Below are 19,801 nucleotides of genomic sequence, written 5' to 3' on the forward strand. Positions count from 1 at the left end.
CCTCGCGGCGGTCACGTTGAGTGGAAATTAATCGTGCGGATATCCAAGAGCGGATATTCGCCGGCATCGGTGGCCAACATGCGTTGGCCCGATCCCACGAAACAATCGCCGCCCAGATCCACCCATTCGGTCTTGCGCGCCAGCACCAGCTCGCTGTCGTGCGCGCGCTCGGAACCGGGATAACGGCACGGCACGAAGCCCACCGCTTCGCCGCCGTTGGTCCAGGTCACCTGTACCGGTGTCCAGACCTTGTCGCGCAGATCCGTCGGCTCGTCGAAAGACAGCCGCTGGATGCGCGAGAACGGTACCCATGAATAGCCACCGTTGACGATAATTTCCAGGCACGGACCGAAGCGCGGGTCGGCATCGGCGATCCACTCGAACGGTTCGCCGTCGATGTCGCCGCTTACCGCCTCGGCTTGTTCGAACGCCTGTTCGCGCAGCGGCAATGCCTGCGCGTATTGTCCCTGCCCGATCAGCTTGAGCGACTGCAGCAGCAAGGCGAGCCACTGCGCCGGCTCGCCGATGACCAGTGGCGAACGCGTGCCACCCATCACTGCCTGACGCTCCAGCTCGCCTTGCAGGGCTCGGCTGTATGCACCGACCATCAGCGTGTTGTTGGCATCCAGTTCGGCGCTCACCTTCAACTGGGTTTGCGCGCGCTCCCACTGGCCGAGCACCGACAGCAACTGGAACAGGAAAACGCGCGCCTTCGCATCAGCCGGGTTGCCGCGAACCTGCGCGGTAAGCCCCTGCAGGGCCTCGTCCAGGCGACCTTCTTTCAGCATGTTCTCGGGAGTCATGTCCACGCCCAGCATTCGGGAAGGCGACGAGAGAGCCTCGACGCAAATGGCGTCGAGACTCCTTAAGTCGATGCACACAAGATCAGCGTGAAACCAGCCGGTTAGGTGCTGGCGACCTGCTGGATGTCGAACGTGAAGTCCTTGGTGCCGCCCTGCTTGCCGCCCTTGTCGTCCTGGGGCTGGAACGAATACTTGAACTTGCCGAAGTGCAGCGTGATGTTTTCGGTGAGTCGGTCCTCGCCGCCGCTACCGCCCGTGGAGGTGGAGGTGACCAGGATGCCTTCGCTCAGCTCGATGGTGAGGAAGTCGGTCTGCTCGCCGGTGGCGTTAGTGACATACAGCCACGCCTGATCCACGCGCGCGCCAGTGCAGCACGCCTGCAGCAACGCGTTGGAGCACCCGTCCACGTACTTGGTAATGGAAATGTCCTGCACATGGGCCTTGCCGCCGCTGGCCGAGCCCGCACCGGTGTGCAGGTCGCCGCTATTGCTGGTGCCCCACGACCACGCCAGGATCGGCACTTCGCCCTTGTGCTTCTTGTGGTTGGACGCTCCCTCGATCTTGACCTTGCCGGAGCCGAACTTGATGTGCATATCGAATGCCATGAAACCTCTCCTCGGTTACCTGATTGATGGTGGATGCCAACGGGCCGGGCACAAAGCCCGGCCACGCTGCCCCTTTGCAGCAACACTGTCCTGATTCAGGCTTTCGCCGCCGATGGCAAGCGCGAAACCAGACGCAACGACACGGTCAAGCCCTCAAGCTGGTAGTGCGGCTTGAGATAGAACTTGGAGGTGTAATACCCGGGTGCGCCTTCCACTTCCTCCACCACCACTTCGGCGGCCGAAAGCGGCTTGCGCGCTTTGGTTTCCTCGCTGGAGTTCAACGGATCGCCGTCGATGTACTGGGTGATCCAGTTGGTCAGCCAGTTCTGCATCTGCTCGCGGCTGCTGAACGAGCCGATCTTGTCGCGCACGATGCACTTCAAATAGTGCGCAAAACGGCAGCAGGCGAACATGTACGGCAGTCGCGCGGCCAGCGCCGAGTTGGCGGTGGCGTCCGGATCGTCGTACTCCTCCGGCTTGGATAGCGACTGCGCGCTGATGAACGCGGCCATGTCGGAGTTCTTGCGATGGACCAGCGGCATCAGGCCCATCTTGTCCAGTTCCGCCGAGCGGCGGTCGGTGATGGCGATCTCGGTGGGACACTTCATGTCCACGCCGCCGTCGTCGGTCGGGAAGGTGTGCACCGGCAGGCCTTCCACCGCCCCACCCGATTCAATGCCGCGGATGCGCGAGCACCAGCCGTATTCCTTGAACGAGCGGTTGATGTTCACGGCCATCGCGTAGGCGGCGTTCTGCCAGGTGTACTTGGACGAATCGGCGCCGGCGGTGTCTTCCTCGAAATCGAATTCCTCCACCGGATTGGTCTTGGCGCCGTAAGGCAGGCGCGCCAGCGTGCGCGGCATCGCCAGGCCAAGATACTTGGCATCGTCCGATTCGCGCAGCGAACGCCACGCGGCGTAGTCGGGGGTGGAGAAGATCTTGGCCAGATCGCGCGGATTGGCCAGTTCGTTCCAGCTCTCCATGCCCATCAGGCTGGAATTGGCGGCCGCGATGAACGGTGCGTGCGCCGCGGCGGCCACTTGCGCGATGCCGCCGAGCAGTTCGACGTCCGGCGGGCTATGGTCGAAATAATAGTCGCCGATCAGGCAACCGTAGGGTTCGCCGCCGAGCTGGCCGTATTCCTCTTCATACATCTTCTTGAAAATCGGACTCTGGTCCCACGCGGTGCCTTTATAGCGCTTGAGCGTCTTGCCGAGTTCTTTCTTGGAGATGTTCATCACGCGGATCTTCAACTGCTGATCCGTTTCGGTGTTGTTGACCAGGTAATGCAGGCCGCGCCAGGCGCTTTCCAGCTTCTGAAATTCGGCGTGGTGCATGACCAGGTTGATCTGCTCGCTGATCTTGCGATCCAGTTCGGCGACATAGGCGTTGATGGTCTGGGTGACATCGTCGGAAACAATGTCCGACTTGTTCAGCACCTGCTCGGCCAGCGTGCGCACGGCCGATTCGACTTCTTCCTTCGCGCGCTCGCTCTTGGGCTTGAATTCCTTGCTCAGAAGGGCGGCAAAATCACCCGCTTCGATGGTTTGTACTGCACCGCCTTCGGCTACTTTCTCGGTGGCCATGATCGCTTACTCCCCGTCCTTGCCGGCGTCGCCCGGCTTGGGTGCCGATGCCAGTGATTGCAGCAGTGCCGGGTCATTGATCGCCTGGGCGATGAGTTTTTCCGCGCCGGCCTTGCCGTCAAGATAAGTACCCAGATTGGCCAGCTGCGTGCGCGCTTCCAGCAGCTTGGCGACCGCACCGACCTTGCGCGCCACGGCGGCGGGCGAGAAGTCGTCCATGTTCTCGAAGGTAATGTCAACGTTGAGATTGCCTTCGCCGGTGAGCGTGTTGGGCACGGCGAAGCTTACCCGCGGCTTCATCGCCTGCATGCGGTTGTCGAAATTGTCGACGTCGATTTCCAGCGCCTTGCGCTCTTCGATCGCCGGCAGATCGGCGTTGTTGGCGCCGGAAAGGTCCGACATCACGCCCATCACGAACGGAACCTGGACCTTCTTTTGTGCTCCATAGACCTCGACGTCGTATTCGATCTGTACCCGAGGCGCGCGATTTCGCGCGATGAACTTCTGACTGCTCTGCTTAGCCATACGACGTCTCCTTGAAAAGGATCAGGCAAGTTTGGGAGTAACCGCTTTCATTCAAGTCCATCCAACTTATGCAACCGGTTACAGGCACATGACAGGTGCGCGTCAGCAGACGGCACGATGCCTGCAACCGAAATTCAGCGACTAATAATATAGAGACAGCTGCTGCGGCTCCCCCCGGGCCTGCGTAGCGAAAGATTCAACGTGCCGAAAAAGCCGCGCACTTACGCAGCGTGACACGGTCTGGGAGTGCTCCTGTGCACTCGGCGAATTTATGCCTAGTCAACGCCAATGGCAACTACAGGGCGATGACGGCCGGGCGCGTTGTGAAAATCCAGTGAAGCGAGACCGGAGCCGTGGCGATCGCGGCGCAATGCAGCATGGGCTCCCCGCGCACCATCGGCAGGGAGCCCATATTCGCCTCTGGCGTTACATGCCGATGGCGGTTTCCGCCTGCACATAAGGCAGATTGTGAGCCTGGGCGACCGGCTCGCACGTCACCTTGCCTTCGAACACGTTCAGACCGTTGCGCAGATGAACGTCCTGCGCCAGCGCCTTCTTCCAGCCGTTGTTGGCCAGCGCCAGCGTAAAGGGCAGCGTCACGCTGTTGAGCGCGAAGGTGGAGGTGCGCGCCACGGCGCCCGGCATGTTGGCCACGCAATAGTGCACCACGCCGTCCACCACGTAGGTGGGATCGGAATGCGTGGTCGCATGCGACGTTTCCACGCAGCCGCCCTGGTCGATCGCCACGTCGACGATCACCGAACCGGACTTCATCGTGCGGACCATGTCGTGCGTCACCAGCTTGGGCGCCGCCGCGCCCGGCACCAGCACCGTGCCGATCAACAGGTCCGCGCGGCGCACCAGTTCTTCAATGGCCGAACGGGTAGAGAATACCGTGGAGATGGACGTGCCGAACTGCGACGCCAGGCGCTTGAGCACGTCGGCCGAACGGTCGACCACGGTCACCTTCGCGCCCATGCCCACGGCGATGGTCGCCGCGTGCGTGCCCGAAACGCCGCCGCCGAGGATCACCACTTCGGCCGCCGGCACGCCCGGCACGCCGCCCAGCAGCACGCCGCGTCCGCCCTGGGCTTTTTCCAGCGAGTGGGCGCCGACCTGGGGAGCCAGCCGGCCGGCCACTTCGGACATCGGCGTCAGCAGCGGCAGCGAGCCGTTGGCGGAAGTCACTGTTTCATAAGCGATGCAGATCGCGCCGGAGTCGATCAGGTCCTTGGTCTGCTCGGCATCCGGGGCAAGGTGCAGGTAGGTAAAGAGAATCTGGCCCTTGCGCAGCTTCTTGCGCTCCACCGCCAGCGGCTCCTTCACCTTCACGATCATGTCCGCTTCGGCAAAGATCTGGTCGGCGCTGTCCACGATGGTGGCTCCGGCGGCGACGTAGTCGGCATCGGTCAGCCCCGCGCCCATGCCAGCATCCTTCTGCACCATCACCTGGTGGCCGTGGTGCACCAGTTCCTGCACGGACGACGGGACGAGGCCCACCCGGTATTCATGATTCTTGATCTCTTTCGGCACACCGATGCGCATGGCTTGACTTCTCTTGAGGTGAAGGAGGGATGGCGGGCCGGCTCTCCCAGGCCCGTGCGAGCGGCAGTATGATCTAGCCATTGCACAATTTCTCGCCCATTACGGGTGCAAAACCGGCAATATTTCGCATTCAATGCGAAGTATCTTTAAATAAGCAGAATTCATGACGAATAACGAACAAGCCCTCGACGACCGCGACCGTGCCATCCTCCGGCTGCTGCAGGAGGACGGCCGGCTGGCCAATATGGAGCTGGCGCTGCGGATCAACCTGTCGCCGTCGGCGTGCCTGCGACGGGTCAAGCTGATGGAGGAGCGGGGTCTGATCGCCCGCTACGTGATGCTGCTGGACGAGAAGACCGCGGGGCTGCCTGGCACCGCGTTCGTGCTGGTGACGCTCGACCAGCAAGGCCGCGCCGCCCTCGATGCGTTCGAGGCGGCCATCCAGAGGCATCCGGAAGTGACCGAATGCTGCCTGCTCGCGGGCGCCGCCGATTACATGGTGCGCGTGGTCTATGCCGACTCGGCCGACTTCGAGCGCATCCACACCGAAATCCTCACCCAGCTTCCCGGCGTGGTGCGCGTGCAATCCACGCTCGCCCTGCGGACGGTGAAGAAGACCACCGCCCTGCCCGTGTAGGCCTGGCTAAAGCGCGACGTCGATGCCCTGGATCAAGCGCTTGGCCAGGCGCGGCTGCCGCAATTGCTCCAGCCACCATGCCAGCGCGCGCCCCTGCTGATCGCCGCGCCAGGCCACGTACAGGACATTGGGTTCGCGCGGCTCGGCCATGCGCTTTTCGATCAGCGCACCATGCTTGAGCAGCGAGGCGGTGCGCTGGCGTGGCAACCAGCCCACACCCAGACCTTCGCGCTGCGAAAGAATTTTTGCGCGCATCGACGGCACCGCGAGCGTGGACTGGCCACCGAGCAGGCCGTATGCGCGACTGTCGATGCTGCGCGAGGAATCGGCCACCACGACGGCGCGGTGCGCGCTCAACTGCTCCTGCTGCAACGGCTCTTTTGCCTTGGCCAGCGGGTGCCGCGGCGACACCGCGAACACCCATTCCATCACGCCCAGTTCGAACCAGCGCAGTTTCGGCATCGCCGGCGGTTCGTTGGTGGCGCCGACAATCAGGTCGGCACGTCCATCGCGCAGCGCTTCCCACGTACCGCCCAGCACTTCGTGCGTCAGGCGAAGCGCGACGCCCGATTGCAATGCGTCGAACGCCCGGATCACCGGCAGCAGGATGTCGTATTCGAGGATTTCGTCGGTGACGATCCACAGGCGATCCTCCCATCCGCTGGCGACCTGCTTCACCCGCCGGGTCAGGCGCGAAACATCCAGCATCAGCCGCGACGCTTCCTGGGCCAGCAAGTGGCCGGCCGGCGTCAGTTGCAGGCGGTAGCGGCGGCGGTCGAACAACAGCGCATCGAAACGCGCCTCAAGCTGACGTGCCGCGTGCGAAACGGTCGACGGCGCCTTGCCCAGCCGGGCGGCCGCGCGGGTGAGGCTGCCGGTCTCGCGAATCGCCTCCAGCAAGGCCAATTCGTCCTCGGACAACATGTTCGACCTCTTCGAACGAGTGCATCGGAATCATCATACGGCACGTGCATGTCGAACGCTCATGATGGCCCCATCCCAACCACACCGACTCTCGGAGAACATCATGAAACGCTTCAACGATAAAACCGTACTCGTCACCGGCGGCAATGCCGGCATTGGCCTGGGCGCCGCCAAGGCCTACGCGGCCGAAGGAGCACGCGTGGTCATCACCGGCCGCGATACCGCCACGCTGGAAACGGCCCGCGCGGCCCTGGGCCCGCAGGCGATCGCCCTGCGCAACGACGCCAGCGACATCGCCTCTGCCCGGAAACTGGCCGCCGAACTCGCCCATCGCGGCATCAAGCTGGACGCGGTGTTCATCAATGCGGGCGTCGCCCGGTTCGCGCCCTTTGCCGACATGGATGAAGCGACCTGGGACCAGAGCTTCGACATCAACGTCAAGGGTGCGTACTTCCAGCTCCAGGCGCTGTTGCCGCTGTTGAACGACGGCGCGGCCATTGTGCTCAACGGCTCGATCAACGCGCACATCGGCATGCCCGGCTCCTCGGTGTATGCGGCCAGCAAGGCCGCGCTGATTTCGCTGGCCAAGACGCTGTCGGCCGAACTGTTGCCGCGCGGCGTGCGCGTGAACGTGGTCAGTCCCGGCCCGATCAGCACGCAGATCCTGGACAAGCTCGGCCTGGATGCCGATGCCCTGGACGCCACCCGGGCACAGATTCAGGGCCAAATTCCGCTCGGCCGTTTTGGCACGACCGAAGAGCTTGCCGCCACGGTGCTGCATCTGTCGTCCCGGGAGTCGGCCTTCATCGTCGGCACCGAAATCGTCGTCGATGGCGGCATGAGTCAGCTGTGATCGGCGCGGCGCCCGTCCGGCGATGGACGGGCGTCGCGCGAACGCGCTTGAAGATCCCGCTATCGCCATCACGTTCAAGCCCATCTACGCGCAAACCGCTTGCCTGAATAACTTTAGGAGTCACCCATGCAGATCGACCTTAAAAACCGCCGCGCCATTGTGACCGGCTCCACCGCCGGCATCGGCCTGTCCATTGCGCTGGGCCTCGCCGCCGCGGGTGCGCAGGTAGTCGTCACCGGCCGCACCCAGGCGCGCGTGGACGAAGCGCTCGCCATCATCAGGAAGCACACGGCGGGTGCCAACGTCGCGGGCGTGGCGGGCGACCTTGGCACGCGCGAAGGCGCCGATCAGCTGATCGCGCAGGTTCCGGACGCGGACATCCTGATCAACAATCTGGGCATCTTCGAGCCCAAAGCGTTCTTCGACATCCCCGACGAAGACTGGTCGCGCTTCTTTGAAGTCAACGTGATGAGCGGCGTTCGCCTGTCGCGGCACTACGCACAAGGCATGGCCAGGCGCGGCTGGGGCCGCATCCAATTCATCTCAAGTGAATCGGGCGTGCAGATTCCCGCCGAGATGGTGCATTACGGCACCACCAAGACCGCGCAGCTGGCGATATCGCGCGGGCTTGCCGAAACACTGGCCGGCACGGGCGTGACGGTGAATGCGGTGCTGCCCGGCCCGACGCGCTCCGAAGGCGTCGGCGATTTCTTCGGCAAGATAGCCACCGAACAAGGCGTGGCGCAGGAGCAGGTCGAACGCGATTTCATTGCCACACATCGACCTTCGTCGTTGATCAAGCGGCTGGCGACAACCGAGGAAGTGGCCAATCTCTGTGTTTACCTGGCTTCTGAACAGGCCTCGGCCACCACCGGCGCCGCGGTGCGCGTGGACGGCGGCGTGGTGCGTTCGATCGTGTAATCAATGTGCGCCGTCTGCCGCGAGACGCCATGGCTTCGCGGCAGACGGCACCGTAGTGTCATTGCACGAGAATTTCGTCGGCGAACAGCCAGGTGTCGCTCGCGCCCTGCGGAAAGCTCGCCGGCAGTGAGGTATTTCTTTCCGCCTTGATGCGAATGTAGCGCGCGGTCACCGCCTTCATCGATTTGAAACCGACGCGCTGCATGCGCATGGGCGAGACAACGTCAAGCAATAACGGCTGCACATGCAGCGACGTCCAATGCCTGCCATCGCGCGACGCATAAAAGGTCACCTGCCTGGGGAGCAGGATGCGCGACTGGGGTGCCAGCATGAAGCCGACGTCGATGGTGTGGAAGGCGGTTTCCTGCTGCAGGTCGATGGTCGCATCGATGTCGCTGTTCTCCCACGCCGCCCAGCGTCCGTCGTGGAAATCCGCGCTGCCCAGCACGCCATCCACCAGCACATCGCCGGCGGCGTATTCGGAAGATGGCGGCTGTGCAAAGCTGATCGGCTTGCCTGCAGCACGATTGTTCACCAGCGTAAAATCGATCGCATTGTCGTACTGCAAGCCGTGTCGGAACGGCACCACCTGTAACGTGCCTGCCTGCTTGATTTCAACCTGGTCGTCGAAGGACGGCGACTGCGTGCCCGGTTCGGCGCCGTTGATGGCGTAGTGGCTTTGCAGGTCATCGAAACCACGCTTGGCATGCAGCTGCCATCCATCGTGACCGGCGTTCCGGGTGACCGTGTAAGTGACGACCGGGCGGTCCTCCGGGCCGTAGGCGACATGCTGCGCGTCCAGCCATGCGTACTGCGCCTGCAGCCGCCGCTCGAAGTCCGCAAACGACGCCTCATCATGTGCGCCGCCGTGCCACAGATTTTCCGAAAATGCCAATAGGCGCGGATACATCTTTGATTCGGCATTGAACGGATTGGCATGCTCGCTCCACAGCGGCGCCTCGGCCCCCAGGATCTGCGCCTGATGCGCGGCAAAAACGCTGTCGCCGGGCGCACCGGCGATATTTGTGCGATACACGTCGCGCACAGTCAGCCGATCCAGCGGCGCGTCGATGTAGAACGGCCCTGCGACGATGATGCGATTGCCATTGGCCAGCGCCTTGCGCGCCTCGTTGTCGCCACGCCAGATTTCGATGATGGCGTCCTTGTTCGCGCCACCTTCGAGAATTTCATCCCAACCGATCAGCGTCTTGCCCTTGCTCGTAAGGTAACGCTGGATACGCTGGATGAAATAGCTTTGCAGCCCCTCTTCATCTTTCAGTCCCTGCGCATGCATCAGCGCCTGGCAGGATGCACATTCCTTCCAGCGGTCCTTGGGCGTTTCGTCGCCGCCAATGTGCACGTAGGGCGAGGGAAATATGCCCATCACTTCGTCAAGCACATGCTGCAAGAAGACGAAGGTATAGTCGTTACCGACGCAATCGATGTCCTTGAACACGCCCCAGGTGGTCGCCACGCTGCCCGGTGCCTGTCCGCAGGCAAGCGCCGGATAGGACACCAGCGCCGCCACGCTATGTCCGGGCATTTCGATTTCAGGTATCACCATGATGTTGCGCAGGCGCGCGTATTGGACAATATCGCGCGCCTGTGCTTGCGTGTAGAAACCGCCGTAACGGCTGCCATCGGCCTCGATGCGCCAGCCGCCGACCTGGGTCAGCTTGGGATAGCGATTGATCTGCAAACGCCAGCCCTGGTCTTCGGTGAGATGCCAGTGGAAAACGTTGATCTTGTAGTAGCTCAACAGATCGAGCTGCTTCTTGATAAAGGAAACCGGGTAGAAATGCCGGCCTGCGTCGAGCATGAAACCGCGGTAGGCAAAAGCCGGCGCATCCTCGATCTTCACGGCGGGAACAGCCGCCGACGCGCCTCGCTGCTGCGCAAGCAACTGGCGCAGCGTCTGTACACCCCAGAACAAACCCTTGTCGGTCGACGCCTGGATGATCACGCCACGGGAGGTGACAGAAAGCCGATACGCCTCCTCGCCCTTGATGGACGGATCGATCGCCAGCGCGATGCCGTGCGCATGCTTGCTGTCGGAAAGGCGGATGCCGGTTTGATCGAGCACCGCATCGCGCAAAAAAGCGGCGATTTCGTGCGCCCGCGCATCGTCGCCGGGAACATCGATACCGGTGCTGGCATCCAGTTGATAGCTGCCCTGCCCCGTTTCCATGTGCTGCGGCTCGGGGACGATTGCGATCCCTGCCCAGGCGCAAAGGCTCGTCATCAAGGCCAATGCGCCAACACAGCAAACAAGCGGCAACTTCACCATCTGCAAAACTCCATCGGTACGAACTTAAAAGATGCTTTGCATTGATCAGGGCATCCTTAACACTCAAAGCAAACGAGCCCGGCTTTTGGCCGGGCTCGCTTGAATGACCTACATCAATCGATCTTCCAATCCAGCGTCAGGAACACCTCGCGGCCATCGTATTCATCGGCGGACTGGCCCGTCGTAACGAACTCGAAGCCACCGGCGTAGTACGGGATGGTAGCGACCCGGTTGAAGATGTTGTTCACCGTGAAGCTCAACTTGATCGCCTCGTTGAACCGATACCCCACTGAACCGTTCCAGGTGATCCATACCGGCACGTGGCCGTCGTACACCACGCAATTGGGATCGCCCAGGCTCGGCTGGATGCCGTTCGCAAGCGTTTCGCAACCGCCGTAGCCGGGCGAGCGCAAGGTACCGTCACGCTCGCCGGAGATCGATGCGTTCCACGGCCCCTTGCTCCAATCACCCACCCAGTTGATCCTGCTTGCCACCTGGTTGTAGCGCGTGTTGAGCAACGGGTCCGAAGCCAGCACGCGCTGCTTGTAGGACAGGTTGTCGGTGTAGCTGATGTTGCCGCGGAAGTTGCCGAAGTCGGTGTGCTTCTTGTAGTCCAGCGACGCATCGATACCGCTCACGTACAGCGACGCCTCGTTGATCGGACCCGATTCCACCGAGGTGATCTGGCCTGCCGCATTGCGCGTGACGAGCTTCTCCACCATCTGGCAGTACGCCGAACCCGGGATGTGCGCGGTGTACGCCTGCACGGCGGCCGAACCGTTCGCCTGCAAGCCGGTAAGGCAACCGGCCTCGTCGGTCAGCACGGTGGTCTGGCTGAGGTACTCGATAGCGTTGTCCACGCCCATGTGCCAGTAGTCGGCCGAGAACGACAGGCCGTCCACGCCCGGGATCTGCCACACGAAACCGTAAGTCCACGAGTGGCCGGTCTGCGGCAGCAGGAGGCGGCTACCGCCAGTGATCATGTTGTAGTACTGCGAGGGCGGGCGCTGCACCAGCGAGCACCAGGTGCTGTTGGTCTGGCCGGCCTTGATCGCGTTGATGCACTGCAGAGGATCGATGTAATCGCCCTGCGGCTCGCTGGACTGGGTCTGGTAGATCGCCTGCATGTCAGGCGCCTTGAAGTTGGTACCGTAGGTGCCGCGCAGCAACAGGCTATCGATCGGGCGCCACTCGATGCCGGTGCCCCAGGTACGGGCGATATCGGCAACGCTGGCGTCGTGGTACTTGTCCAGGCGGCCGGAGATGGTCCAGGTCACCGTATCCAAAATCGGCACGCGGAACTCGGTACCCAGCGAGTAGCGCTGGCGCGTACCGCCACCGGTGTTGTACTCGTCAAACGGGTTCTGGAAGGTCGCGCTATCGGCGGCGCGCGGATCAGGCGAAAGCAGGAAGCCGTTGTGCGCCGCTTCAAGCACGGCCGCCCAGCCGATCGACTCGTCGCTCACCCACGGCAGCTTGTACAGGTCGCCATTGATGCGGAACTGCGCCTGGTCCAGCCACGACGAGGAGGTATTTTCGCCGCTGACACCAAACTGGCTGTATTGCTGCGGAGTGATGGGGTTCCACCACTGCTGCCAGTTCATCGCGTAGATGGGCAGGCCGGCGCTGGTGGTGCCCAGCTGCTTGCCGAGGAAGAAGTTGGTCATCGCCTCGGGATCGACGCCCACGAAATCTTCGCGCACGGTGTACTTCTGGGAGTTCAGGTTCAAATCCCAGTTGAATTGGCTGTCGAGGAAGCTGCCGCGCAGGCCCGTCTGGATGTTCCAGTTTTGTTCGCGGTCGTGGGTGTTGCCCGCGGTACCCATTTCCTGCGCCGTGAGCTGGCGCACGGCCTGGTTGATGACCTGACCGGTGGTCTGGTCGTAGAACGTGGGGCTGACGTATACGGGCAACTGGGTATTGGAAATGCCCACGGTGTCATACAGGGCCGCCGAAGCGTACAGCTGCAAGCCGTTGCTGAAATCGTACTCGCCGCCCAGGTAACCGCTGTTGTTGCGGCTGCCGGGGGTTAGCACCCAGTCCTTGAACAGGGCCGGCTGCGAGCAGTAATAACCGTTGTTGGTAACGCCGGTGATCTGGTCGCCCTGCGTGGTGACGGTGTGCGACTGGCTCAGCGCAAAGTTGTTGCCGAACCGGTTACAACTGCCCGCGGGCGGCGTGATGTACTGGCCCGAGGCGTTGGTGGCGGAGATGCCGATGGCGCTGGCAGCGTCATACTGATAGCCGAACATGCGGTCGGCCGGGCCCCAGGCACCGTAGCCGGCGTCGGACACCGAATCCTGGTAGGGACGATCGCTACCCCACAGCGCCGAGCGGTTGGACTTCTCCACGTTGTAGATGATGTGCCAGTTCTCGCCCGAACGACCACCGGAGAAATTGGCATCGCCATAGCGGCGGCCGCCGCGCGTGGCGCCGCCACCGGTCACCTGCAGGTCATCGCCCTGGTAGTTCTTCTTCAGGATGACGTTGACCACGCCGGCGATCGCATCCGAACCGTAGATCGACGAAGCGCCGGAGGCCAGAATTTCCACGTGGTCGATCATGCCCGAAGGCAGGTTGTTGTAGCTCTGGAAGTTGCTCTGCGCGTTCATCGGCTGCGGGTAGTCCACCACGCGATGGCCGTCGATCATCAACAGACTGAAGCCGGCGCCGAGGTTGCGCAGATTCACCGAACGGGCGTTCACCGAGGTGGCGCCCCAGCTGGCCGGATCCTGCGTCTGGCCCATCTGCGGCAGCGAATCGAGGAATTCCCACAGCGTGGTGTAGCCCTCCTGCTTGATCTGTTCGCCGGTGATGATGCTTACGGGCGCCGGGCCTTCGATTTCCACACGCGGAATCATCGAACCGGTGACGGTAACCGTCTGCATCTGCTTGGCATTGCGTTGGTCCGCCGGCTGCGCGTTGGACGAAGTGCTCTGCTGCGAACTGCTGGACGAAGTGCCCTGCTGCGTATTGCTGGAAGACGTGCTCGACGTCTGTGCAAGCGCATGCGGCGCGAACAGCGCCAAGGCCAGTGAACTGGCAAGTACGCCATGGCGTAAGCGGATGGTGCTCATGTTTCTCCCCTCCCGGTGAAATTCGGAGTCGTGGTTGCTCCGACCCCCTAATTAAGTCGGAAACAACATTTGTGGTTTACCTGTTGTCGATCGCAATCCGGCGATCAGATGCTTTTTCTTGCTTTTACTTTTGTTTGGCGGCAACGATTTATGGTCAGGATGCGTCGCCCTCCTTGGTTGCATGGACTGAAGGCTGCTGCAGCTCGATGCGATAGGCGTACACGTGCACACCCGCCGGTTGCGCAGGCAAAACCAGGTGCAGGCCATCGGAGCGCTGCTCGAATGCCACGGCCTTACCGGTCCCTAGCTGCGTAACCGAAGCGACCTTCATCGACGGCGTGATGGAATGGATCAGCGCATGCCCCGAAGCCGGCCATGCCATCTCGATCGCGTACAAATGCCCGTTGCCCGTGGTGAAACGAAAATCCTCGGCGGTATAGGGCTTGGTCTTGGTGTCCTGCATGGTGCCGGCCACCACCTGGGTGGGGCCTTCGCCAAAGCGATGCCATGGACGCGTGCCGTAGATGGCCTCGCCGTTGGCATGCATCCATTGGCCGATGGCCTTGAGAATGTGCTGCGCCGGCGCAGGGATCGTGCCGTCGGCCTTCGGACCGATGTTCAACAGCAGGTTGCCGTTCTTGCTTACTACGTCGGCAAGCAACTGCACGATTTCATCGGGCGTTTTATACGTATCGCCTTCGGCGTAACCCCACGAATCGGGGCTGATCGAGGTTTCGGTCTGCCACGGTTGCGCGCGGATATCCGCTGCCTGCCCGCGTTCGATGCTCAGCGTGCCGGTGCCCGGACGCATGTCGTCGAGCTTATAGTTGAGAACCACGCCCTGCCCGCGCGCATGCGCCTGGTTGTAGAAGAACGCGGCAAACTCGGCCAGGACATTGCGAAAACGCGGCTGTCCGACCCACCAATCGAAATACATCAGGTCCGGATGGTAGTCATCGACGATCTCCGAGGAGCGCGCCAGCCAGTCGTTGAGATACGCATCGGAGACAAAAGTCCAATCGACCTCCTGCCCGTCTTCGCCCTTTGCCGACATGGACGGATGCGCAGGACCATACAGCGCGGCGTAACGCGGATCGTTGACGTCGGAATTGAAGGTGCGGCCGTACTCGTAAAACCAATCATGCTCGGCGCGGTGCGAAGAGAGGCCAAGCTTCATGCCCTGGGCGCGGATGGCCTTGGCCAACTCGCCGATCACGTCGCGGTGCGGCCCCATTTTCACGGCCGTCCAGTCGGACAGCTTGGAATCGTACATGGCGAAGCCATCGTGATGTTCGGCCACCGGCACCACATAGCGCGCACCCGCTTCGCGGAACAAGGTCGCCCATGCATTCGGATCGAAGTGCTCGGCCTTGAACAGCGGAATCAAATCCTTGTAACCCACCTTGGGCATCGGGCCGTAGGTAGCGATCTGGTGCTGGTAGTAGTCGGCGTATTCGCCGCTGCGCTCGTAGATGTGCCGCGGATACCATTCGCCCTTGTACGCGGCGACCGAGTACACGCCCCAGTGGATGAAGATGCCGAACTTCGCATCCCGATACCATTGGGGTGTGCTGTAGGCGGTCAGGCTCTGCCAGTCCGGCTGCATGGGGCCTTGCCAGGCGAGCTTTTGCGTTACCGCAAGAATGCTCTGCCGCACCTGGTCGAAGGGCCGGTTGGCAGCTACCCATTGCTGTTCGATGGTCTTCGCATCGGGCGGCACTACCGAATGCGTGGCGTCCTGCGCGACAGCGCTTGCGACGAACAAGCCAAGCGCAAGCGCAACGCCGCACACAGCCTGCGCGTAGCCGGCGAACGTTTTCGCCCGGCTGCTCATGCGGCGCCCCCGTGTTCGGAACGTTCCATCAGCCAGCTCGCCGCGCCGATGACGCCCAGCTGCGCATGATCCACCACGTGGACCGGAACGGTTTGAAGGAACGGGCGCATCACACCCTTGTCGAGAAAGCGGCTGATGAAGCTGCTCTTCTCCATGAAGCCGGTCATGCGAGAGAGAAATCCGCCGGCCACGTAGATACCTCCGGTTGCGCCGTACAACATGCCCAGGTCGCCGATGAAAGACCCCAGCCATCCGCAGAACAGCTGCAGCGTTTCCAGCGCTTGCGCGTTGGTACCCGCGCAAGCCGCGCCGGTGATCGCCGCCGGATCCTGGAACACCGCCGGTGCGCCATCCAGGCGGCACAACGCGCGATACAGCCGCACCAGTCCGGGGCCGGACAAAATATCGTCGTAGGGAGCATGTGTGTCGGGCGGGGAAATCTCGCCCAGCACTTGTTGTTCGCGCCCCACGCGAGCGGCCAGCTGAATATGCCCGGCCTCGGTCGCGAGCACCTTTGGATGTGCATCGGGCAAGCGCACGGCCACACCCAAACCCGTACCGGGGCCGACGATCACCGCCGGCCCGCGGCTCGCCGCCGCGCGCTGCGGAGGGTTATGCAGCGTGGTGACGCTGTCCGACTCCAGATAGGCCGTGCCGTAGGCCAGCGCCGCGAAATCATTGAGCACCTCGACTTCGCTTAGCCCCAAGGCTTTGCGAAGTTCTCCGGGCACCACCGGCCAGCGCAGATTGTTGTTGACCACGATGCCTTCATGCAGAAACCCCGCACAGGCGAGCGCGAACCGATCCGGCGCCACGGCAAATTCTTTGCGGAACGCGCGGACGATCGCGTCCAGTCCGGCGAAATCCGCGCACTTGTACACGCGATAAGCCAGCACGCTTGGCATGTGCTGGCCCGTTTCGAAGGCGATCAAGCCGATGCGCGCGTGCGTGCCGCCGACGTCGGCAGCGAGAAACGCATCCTGGACTGTGGAACGCGGGGCCACCGTTGCGCGCGACAAAGCATTCATGCGCAGCGTCGTTCCCGGCCCATGGCCGTCGGAACTGCCACAACGTCGTCCAACTGGATCGAACCCTGCATCTACCCTCCCGTGCTTACCGAAACCCCGTGCTTGCAACGACCGTGTGAGAACTGTGACCGCGCGGGCAAAACGACCTTTGGCCGTGTTCCATCGGCTTATTCGAATTCATATACGAACGCCGATTTCATATGTATTTGTAAAAATCTTATGTGTCGAATTTAGATCGTGGCAAGTCGCAGTGCAACAGTTTTTGCGACGTATTTTTCGGACCGCCCAAATTACTTGTAAATACTTGTTTTACATACGCAAGCAAGTAGCTGCCTGGGCATCTTGTTTGGGGCGAACGCAAGCTTGGCGCAAGGTTTCTCGAAACCCGACTTACCCCGCCACTGCCGACCGACAAATCTTGTCGGCAAAGCCGCACGCGCGCAGTCGCCATCTACCGACATACCGCCGGGCAAGAGGCCGCTGCGCCTTACGATGCCGCTGGGAGCCATACGCTTTCTCATCGCGGGAGTTCCGCGCGCCCGCTGATCGCGAACGACGCACTGACCCCGCCGCCTTCCTCCGGCTGGTTGCCGCCGACGAACACGCGATAGTGCCCCGGCACCACCGCACGATGCCCCAGCGCATCGACACTGCTGAGCTGACGCGGCAGCAACGCAAAGACCACGCGACGCTGCTCGCCCGCTTGGAGATGGATGCGTCGAAAACCTACCAGTGCATGCCGCGGCGCTGCGGGTACATCCGGCGCGTCCAGATAGACCTCCACCACTTCATCGCCCGCGCGGGCACCGTCATTGCGAACCATTGCGCTGACTTGGAGCGTATCGCCGGCTGCCAACGACGCAGTCGACAGGTCAGGTTGTGCATAGGTGAAGTGCGTATAGCTCAAGCCATCGCCGAACGCATAGAGCGGCGTACCCTTGAAGTAACGATACGTGCGCCCTTCCATCGCATAGCTGACGAAGGGCGGCAGATCGCTGGTGGCTCGGTAGAACGTCACCGGCAGCCGGCCGGCCGGACTGTCATCGCCCGCCAGTACGCGCGCTACCGCCTCGCCGCCGCGTTCACCGGGATACCATGCGACGAGAATGGCGTCCGCGTGGGACTTGGCCCATGTCAGCGCCACGGCACTGCCCGACATCAGCACCACTACCAGCGGCTTGTGCGTGGCGGCGAGCTGTTCGAGCAATGCCCGCTGCGTTGCCGGCAAGCCGATATCGGTGCGGTCGCCGCCGTTGAAGCCTGGTACCTCCACGTTCAATGCTTCGCCTTCCACGTCCGGCGACAAGCCGACGAAAGCGACGATCGCATCCGCCCGTCGCGCGGCGTCTTGCGCTTCGGCCAGTTGCGCTTGAGGGGGTGCCAGCCACTGCAGGCGGATACCCTGGTCCTGACCGCTATGCACCAGCTCAAGCCGGATGGCGCGTGGGTGCGTATCGGCGAAATGCAGCGTCGCCTGCATCGCTTTATCGTCGCCTTTATCGTCGATCACCTGCTGACCGTCGATGTACAGGCGTACCGGATCGTGGCCGGCACAATCGAAGCAACGATCGATATGGACGGCCAAGGTATAGTCGCCTGTGCCTGGCGGAACCAGCTCGCCCGTCCAGCGCACCGCGTAGCGATCCGCATGCATGCCATCCAGCGGCGCGACATGGTCCCAATCAAAATCGATGCGGCGATCGACACGGCTCGCCCACGGGGCGCCGGAGAAATCGAGACGGTTGAAGTATTCGCCGGTCAACCCGACTTGCGCATCTTTGCCCGTGCGCAGTGCCGTTTCCGGAATCGGCACCGGCACGCCCGCCGCAATGGGCGCGCCTTGGGCATAGCGGATGTGCTGCGCACCGAAGCGTGCGCGCAAGCCTTCCAACGGCGTCACCGGCGCTCGCGCGGTGCCGTGATAGTTTGCCTCCAGCGTCTCCAGCGTGTCGGCATTGGGGCCGATCACGGCAAGCTTCACATTGCGCTTGAAGGGCAGCGTGCCCCGTGTATTTTTCAGCAGCACCATCGATTCCAACGCTGCCTGCAGGGCAAGCTGGCGATGGCTGGCATTGTCGAGCTGGTCCATGCCGATGGAGGCATACGGATCGACCTGCGTTTTGCCCCACTCACCCAGGCGATAGCGCGCGGAAAACAGCCGTTCAAGCGAAGTATCCAGCACCGATTCGGCAACGGCATGCTTTTGCACCGCCGTGAGCAGCGCCGCATACGCATCGCCGCAATCCAGATCCGTGCCGGCTGCGATGGCCGCCGCGGACGATTGAGCGTTGTCCGGCCGGTAGTGATGGAAATGCGTCATGTCATCGACCGCATCGCAGTCAGACACCACGTATCCCTTGAAGCCCCAGTCATCGCGCAGCAGCTTGGTCAGCAACGGATCGTTCGCGCACGCCGGCGTGCCGTGCAACGCGTTGTAGGCGCACATGATGGAACCGGCATGCCCTTCGGTGATGGCGGCGCGAAAGGCCGGCAGATAAGTAGCCTCCAGATCGTGCGCGGACACGTCCACGTCAAAACCGTGGCGGCCCGATTCGGGTCCGCTGTGGGCCACGAGGTGCTTGGGCGTGGCGATGGCACGCGGGTGCAGCGGATCGTCGCCCTGGATGCCACGGATGAACGCCACGGCCAGCCGGCCGGTGAGAAACGGGTCCTCGCCGTAGGTTTCCTGCCCCCTGCCCCAGCGCGGATCGCGAAAAATGTTGATGTTGGGCGACCAGATCGTCAGTCCCTGGTAGCGGGCGTGATCGTGTCCGGCACCGGCGGCGTTGAATTTCGCCCGCGCCTCGGTGGAAACCACGTCGCCGACCTGCGCGAGCAGATCGGTATCCCAGCTCGCGGCCAGACCGATCGCCTGCGGAAAGACGGTGGCATAACCGTCGCGCGCGACGCCATGCAGGCCTTCGTTCCACCAGTCGTAAGCGGGTACGCCAAGGCGCGCTATCGCGGGGGCATGGCTTTGCAACTGCGTTACTTTTTCGGCCAGCGTCATCTTCGACACCAACGCCGCGACTGCCTGCGCGGCAGCATCCTGGGTCGCCTGCGCCGCGCGCGCGCCGGCGCCGGACACGATGCCCAGCGCGAGCAGCAGCACACCCATCAAACCCATGCGCATACCCTTCATGCAACCCCTTCTTCCACGCCGCAACCGTTGCCCA

Annotated in this window: 14 protein-coding genes; 3 read left to right on the forward strand and 11 right to left on the reverse strand. The window is 62.7% G+C overall.

The features are described 5' to 3' along the window. Window positions 1-11 precede the first annotated feature (11 nt). The 5 genes from VME63_RS15800 to ald all read right to left on the reverse strand — a co-directional run bounded on the left by VME63_RS15800 (window position 12) and on the right by ald (window position 5,064). Window positions 12-809: a type VI secretion system accessory protein TagJ gene (locus VME63_RS15800; RefSeq protein WP_325434314.1), complete on the reverse strand. Its 798-nt coding sequence runs from the start codon at window positions 807-809 to the stop codon at window positions 12-14. A 95-nt stretch (window positions 810-904) separates the two neighbouring features. Next, complete coding sequence (locus VME63_RS15805) at window positions 905-1,408, reverse strand: Hcp family type VI secretion system effector (RefSeq protein WP_325434315.1); 504 nt, start codon at window positions 1,406-1,408, stop codon at window positions 905-907. Window positions 1,409-1,503: 95 nt separating this feature from the next. Continuing rightward, the gene (gene tssC, locus VME63_RS15810) at window positions 1,504-2,994 is read right to left on the reverse strand and encodes a type VI secretion system contractile sheath large subunit (protein WP_325434316.1); all 1,491 of its coding nucleotides are present in this window, start codon (window positions 2,992-2,994) and stop codon (window positions 1,504-1,506) included. Window positions 2,995-3,000: 6 nt separating this feature from the next. Further along, window positions 3,001-3,519, reverse strand: a complete 519-nt coding sequence (gene tssB / locus VME63_RS15815; RefSeq protein ID WP_325434317.1) for a type VI secretion system contractile sheath small subunit — start codon at window positions 3,517-3,519, stop codon at window positions 3,001-3,003. A 426-nt stretch (window positions 3,520-3,945) separates the two neighbouring features. Beyond that, window positions 3,946-5,064 carry an alanine dehydrogenase gene (gene ald / locus VME63_RS15820; RefSeq protein WP_325434318.1) on the reverse strand — a complete coding sequence of 373 codons (1,119 nt, stop codon included), beginning with the start codon at window positions 5,062-5,064 and terminating at the stop codon, window positions 3,946-3,948. 163 nt (window positions 5,065-5,227) lie between these two features. Between ald and VME63_RS15825 the strand changes: the two genes are divergently transcribed. Then, window positions 5,228-5,701: an Lrp/AsnC family transcriptional regulator gene (locus VME63_RS15825; protein ID WP_325434319.1), complete on the forward strand. Its 474-nt coding sequence runs from the start codon at window positions 5,228-5,230 to the stop codon at window positions 5,699-5,701. A 6-nt stretch (window positions 5,702-5,707) separates the two neighbouring features. Here VME63_RS15825 and VME63_RS15830 read toward each other — a convergent pair whose 3' ends face one another. Beyond that, window positions 5,708-6,625 carry a LysR family transcriptional regulator gene (locus tag VME63_RS15830; protein ID WP_325434320.1) on the reverse strand — a complete coding sequence of 306 codons (918 nt, stop codon included), beginning with the start codon at window positions 6,623-6,625 and terminating at the stop codon, window positions 5,708-5,710. Between the two features lie 103 nt (window positions 6,626-6,728). Between VME63_RS15830 and VME63_RS15835 the strand changes: the two genes are divergently transcribed. After that, window positions 6,729-7,478 carry an SDR family oxidoreductase gene (locus VME63_RS15835; RefSeq protein WP_325434321.1) on the forward strand — a complete coding sequence of 250 codons (750 nt, stop codon included), beginning with the start codon at window positions 6,729-6,731 and terminating at the stop codon, window positions 7,476-7,478. Window positions 7,479-7,604: 126 nt separating this feature from the next. Beyond that, window positions 7,605-8,399 carry an SDR family NAD(P)-dependent oxidoreductase gene (locus VME63_RS15840; protein ID WP_325434322.1) on the forward strand — a complete coding sequence of 265 codons (795 nt, stop codon included), beginning with the start codon at window positions 7,605-7,607 and terminating at the stop codon, window positions 8,397-8,399. Window positions 8,400-8,457: 58 nt separating this feature from the next. Here VME63_RS15840 and VME63_RS15845 read toward each other — a convergent pair whose 3' ends face one another. From VME63_RS15845 to VME63_RS15865, 5 genes are all read right to left on the reverse strand, one after another. After that, window positions 8,458-10,686 (reverse strand): family 20 glycosylhydrolase, encoded by a 2,229-nt coding sequence (locus tag VME63_RS15845; protein WP_325434323.1) that lies wholly within the window; start codon window positions 10,684-10,686, stop codon window positions 8,458-8,460. 113 nt (window positions 10,687-10,799) lie between these two features. Further along, window positions 10,800-13,763 carry a TonB-dependent receptor plug domain-containing protein gene (locus VME63_RS15850; protein ID WP_325434324.1) on the reverse strand — a complete coding sequence of 988 codons (2,964 nt, stop codon included), beginning with the start codon at window positions 13,761-13,763 and terminating at the stop codon, window positions 10,800-10,802. Between the two features lie 154 nt (window positions 13,764-13,917). Next, entirely contained in the window at window positions 13,918-15,597 is a 1,680-nt protein-coding gene (locus VME63_RS15855; protein WP_325434325.1) for an alpha-L-fucosidase, read from the reverse strand. Further along, a complete protein-coding gene (locus tag VME63_RS15860) occupies window positions 15,594-16,625 on the reverse strand; it encodes a glucokinase (RefSeq protein WP_325434326.1) in 1,032 nt (343 codons plus the stop codon). Before VME63_RS15860 ends, VME63_RS15855 begins: the two co-directional genes overlap by 4 nt. Window positions 16,626-17,142: 517 nt before the next feature. Then, window positions 17,143-19,758, reverse strand: coding sequence for a glycoside hydrolase family 3 protein (locus tag VME63_RS15865; protein ID WP_414648282.1), 2,616 nt, complete (start codon window positions 19,756-19,758; stop codon window positions 17,143-17,145). Window positions 19,759-19,801 lie beyond the last annotated feature (43 nt).

Origin of the sequence: Dyella sp., from assembly GCF_035503745.1 — a bacterium.
GTDB lineage: Bacteria > Pseudomonadota > Gammaproteobacteria > Xanthomonadales > Rhodanobacteraceae > Dyella_B.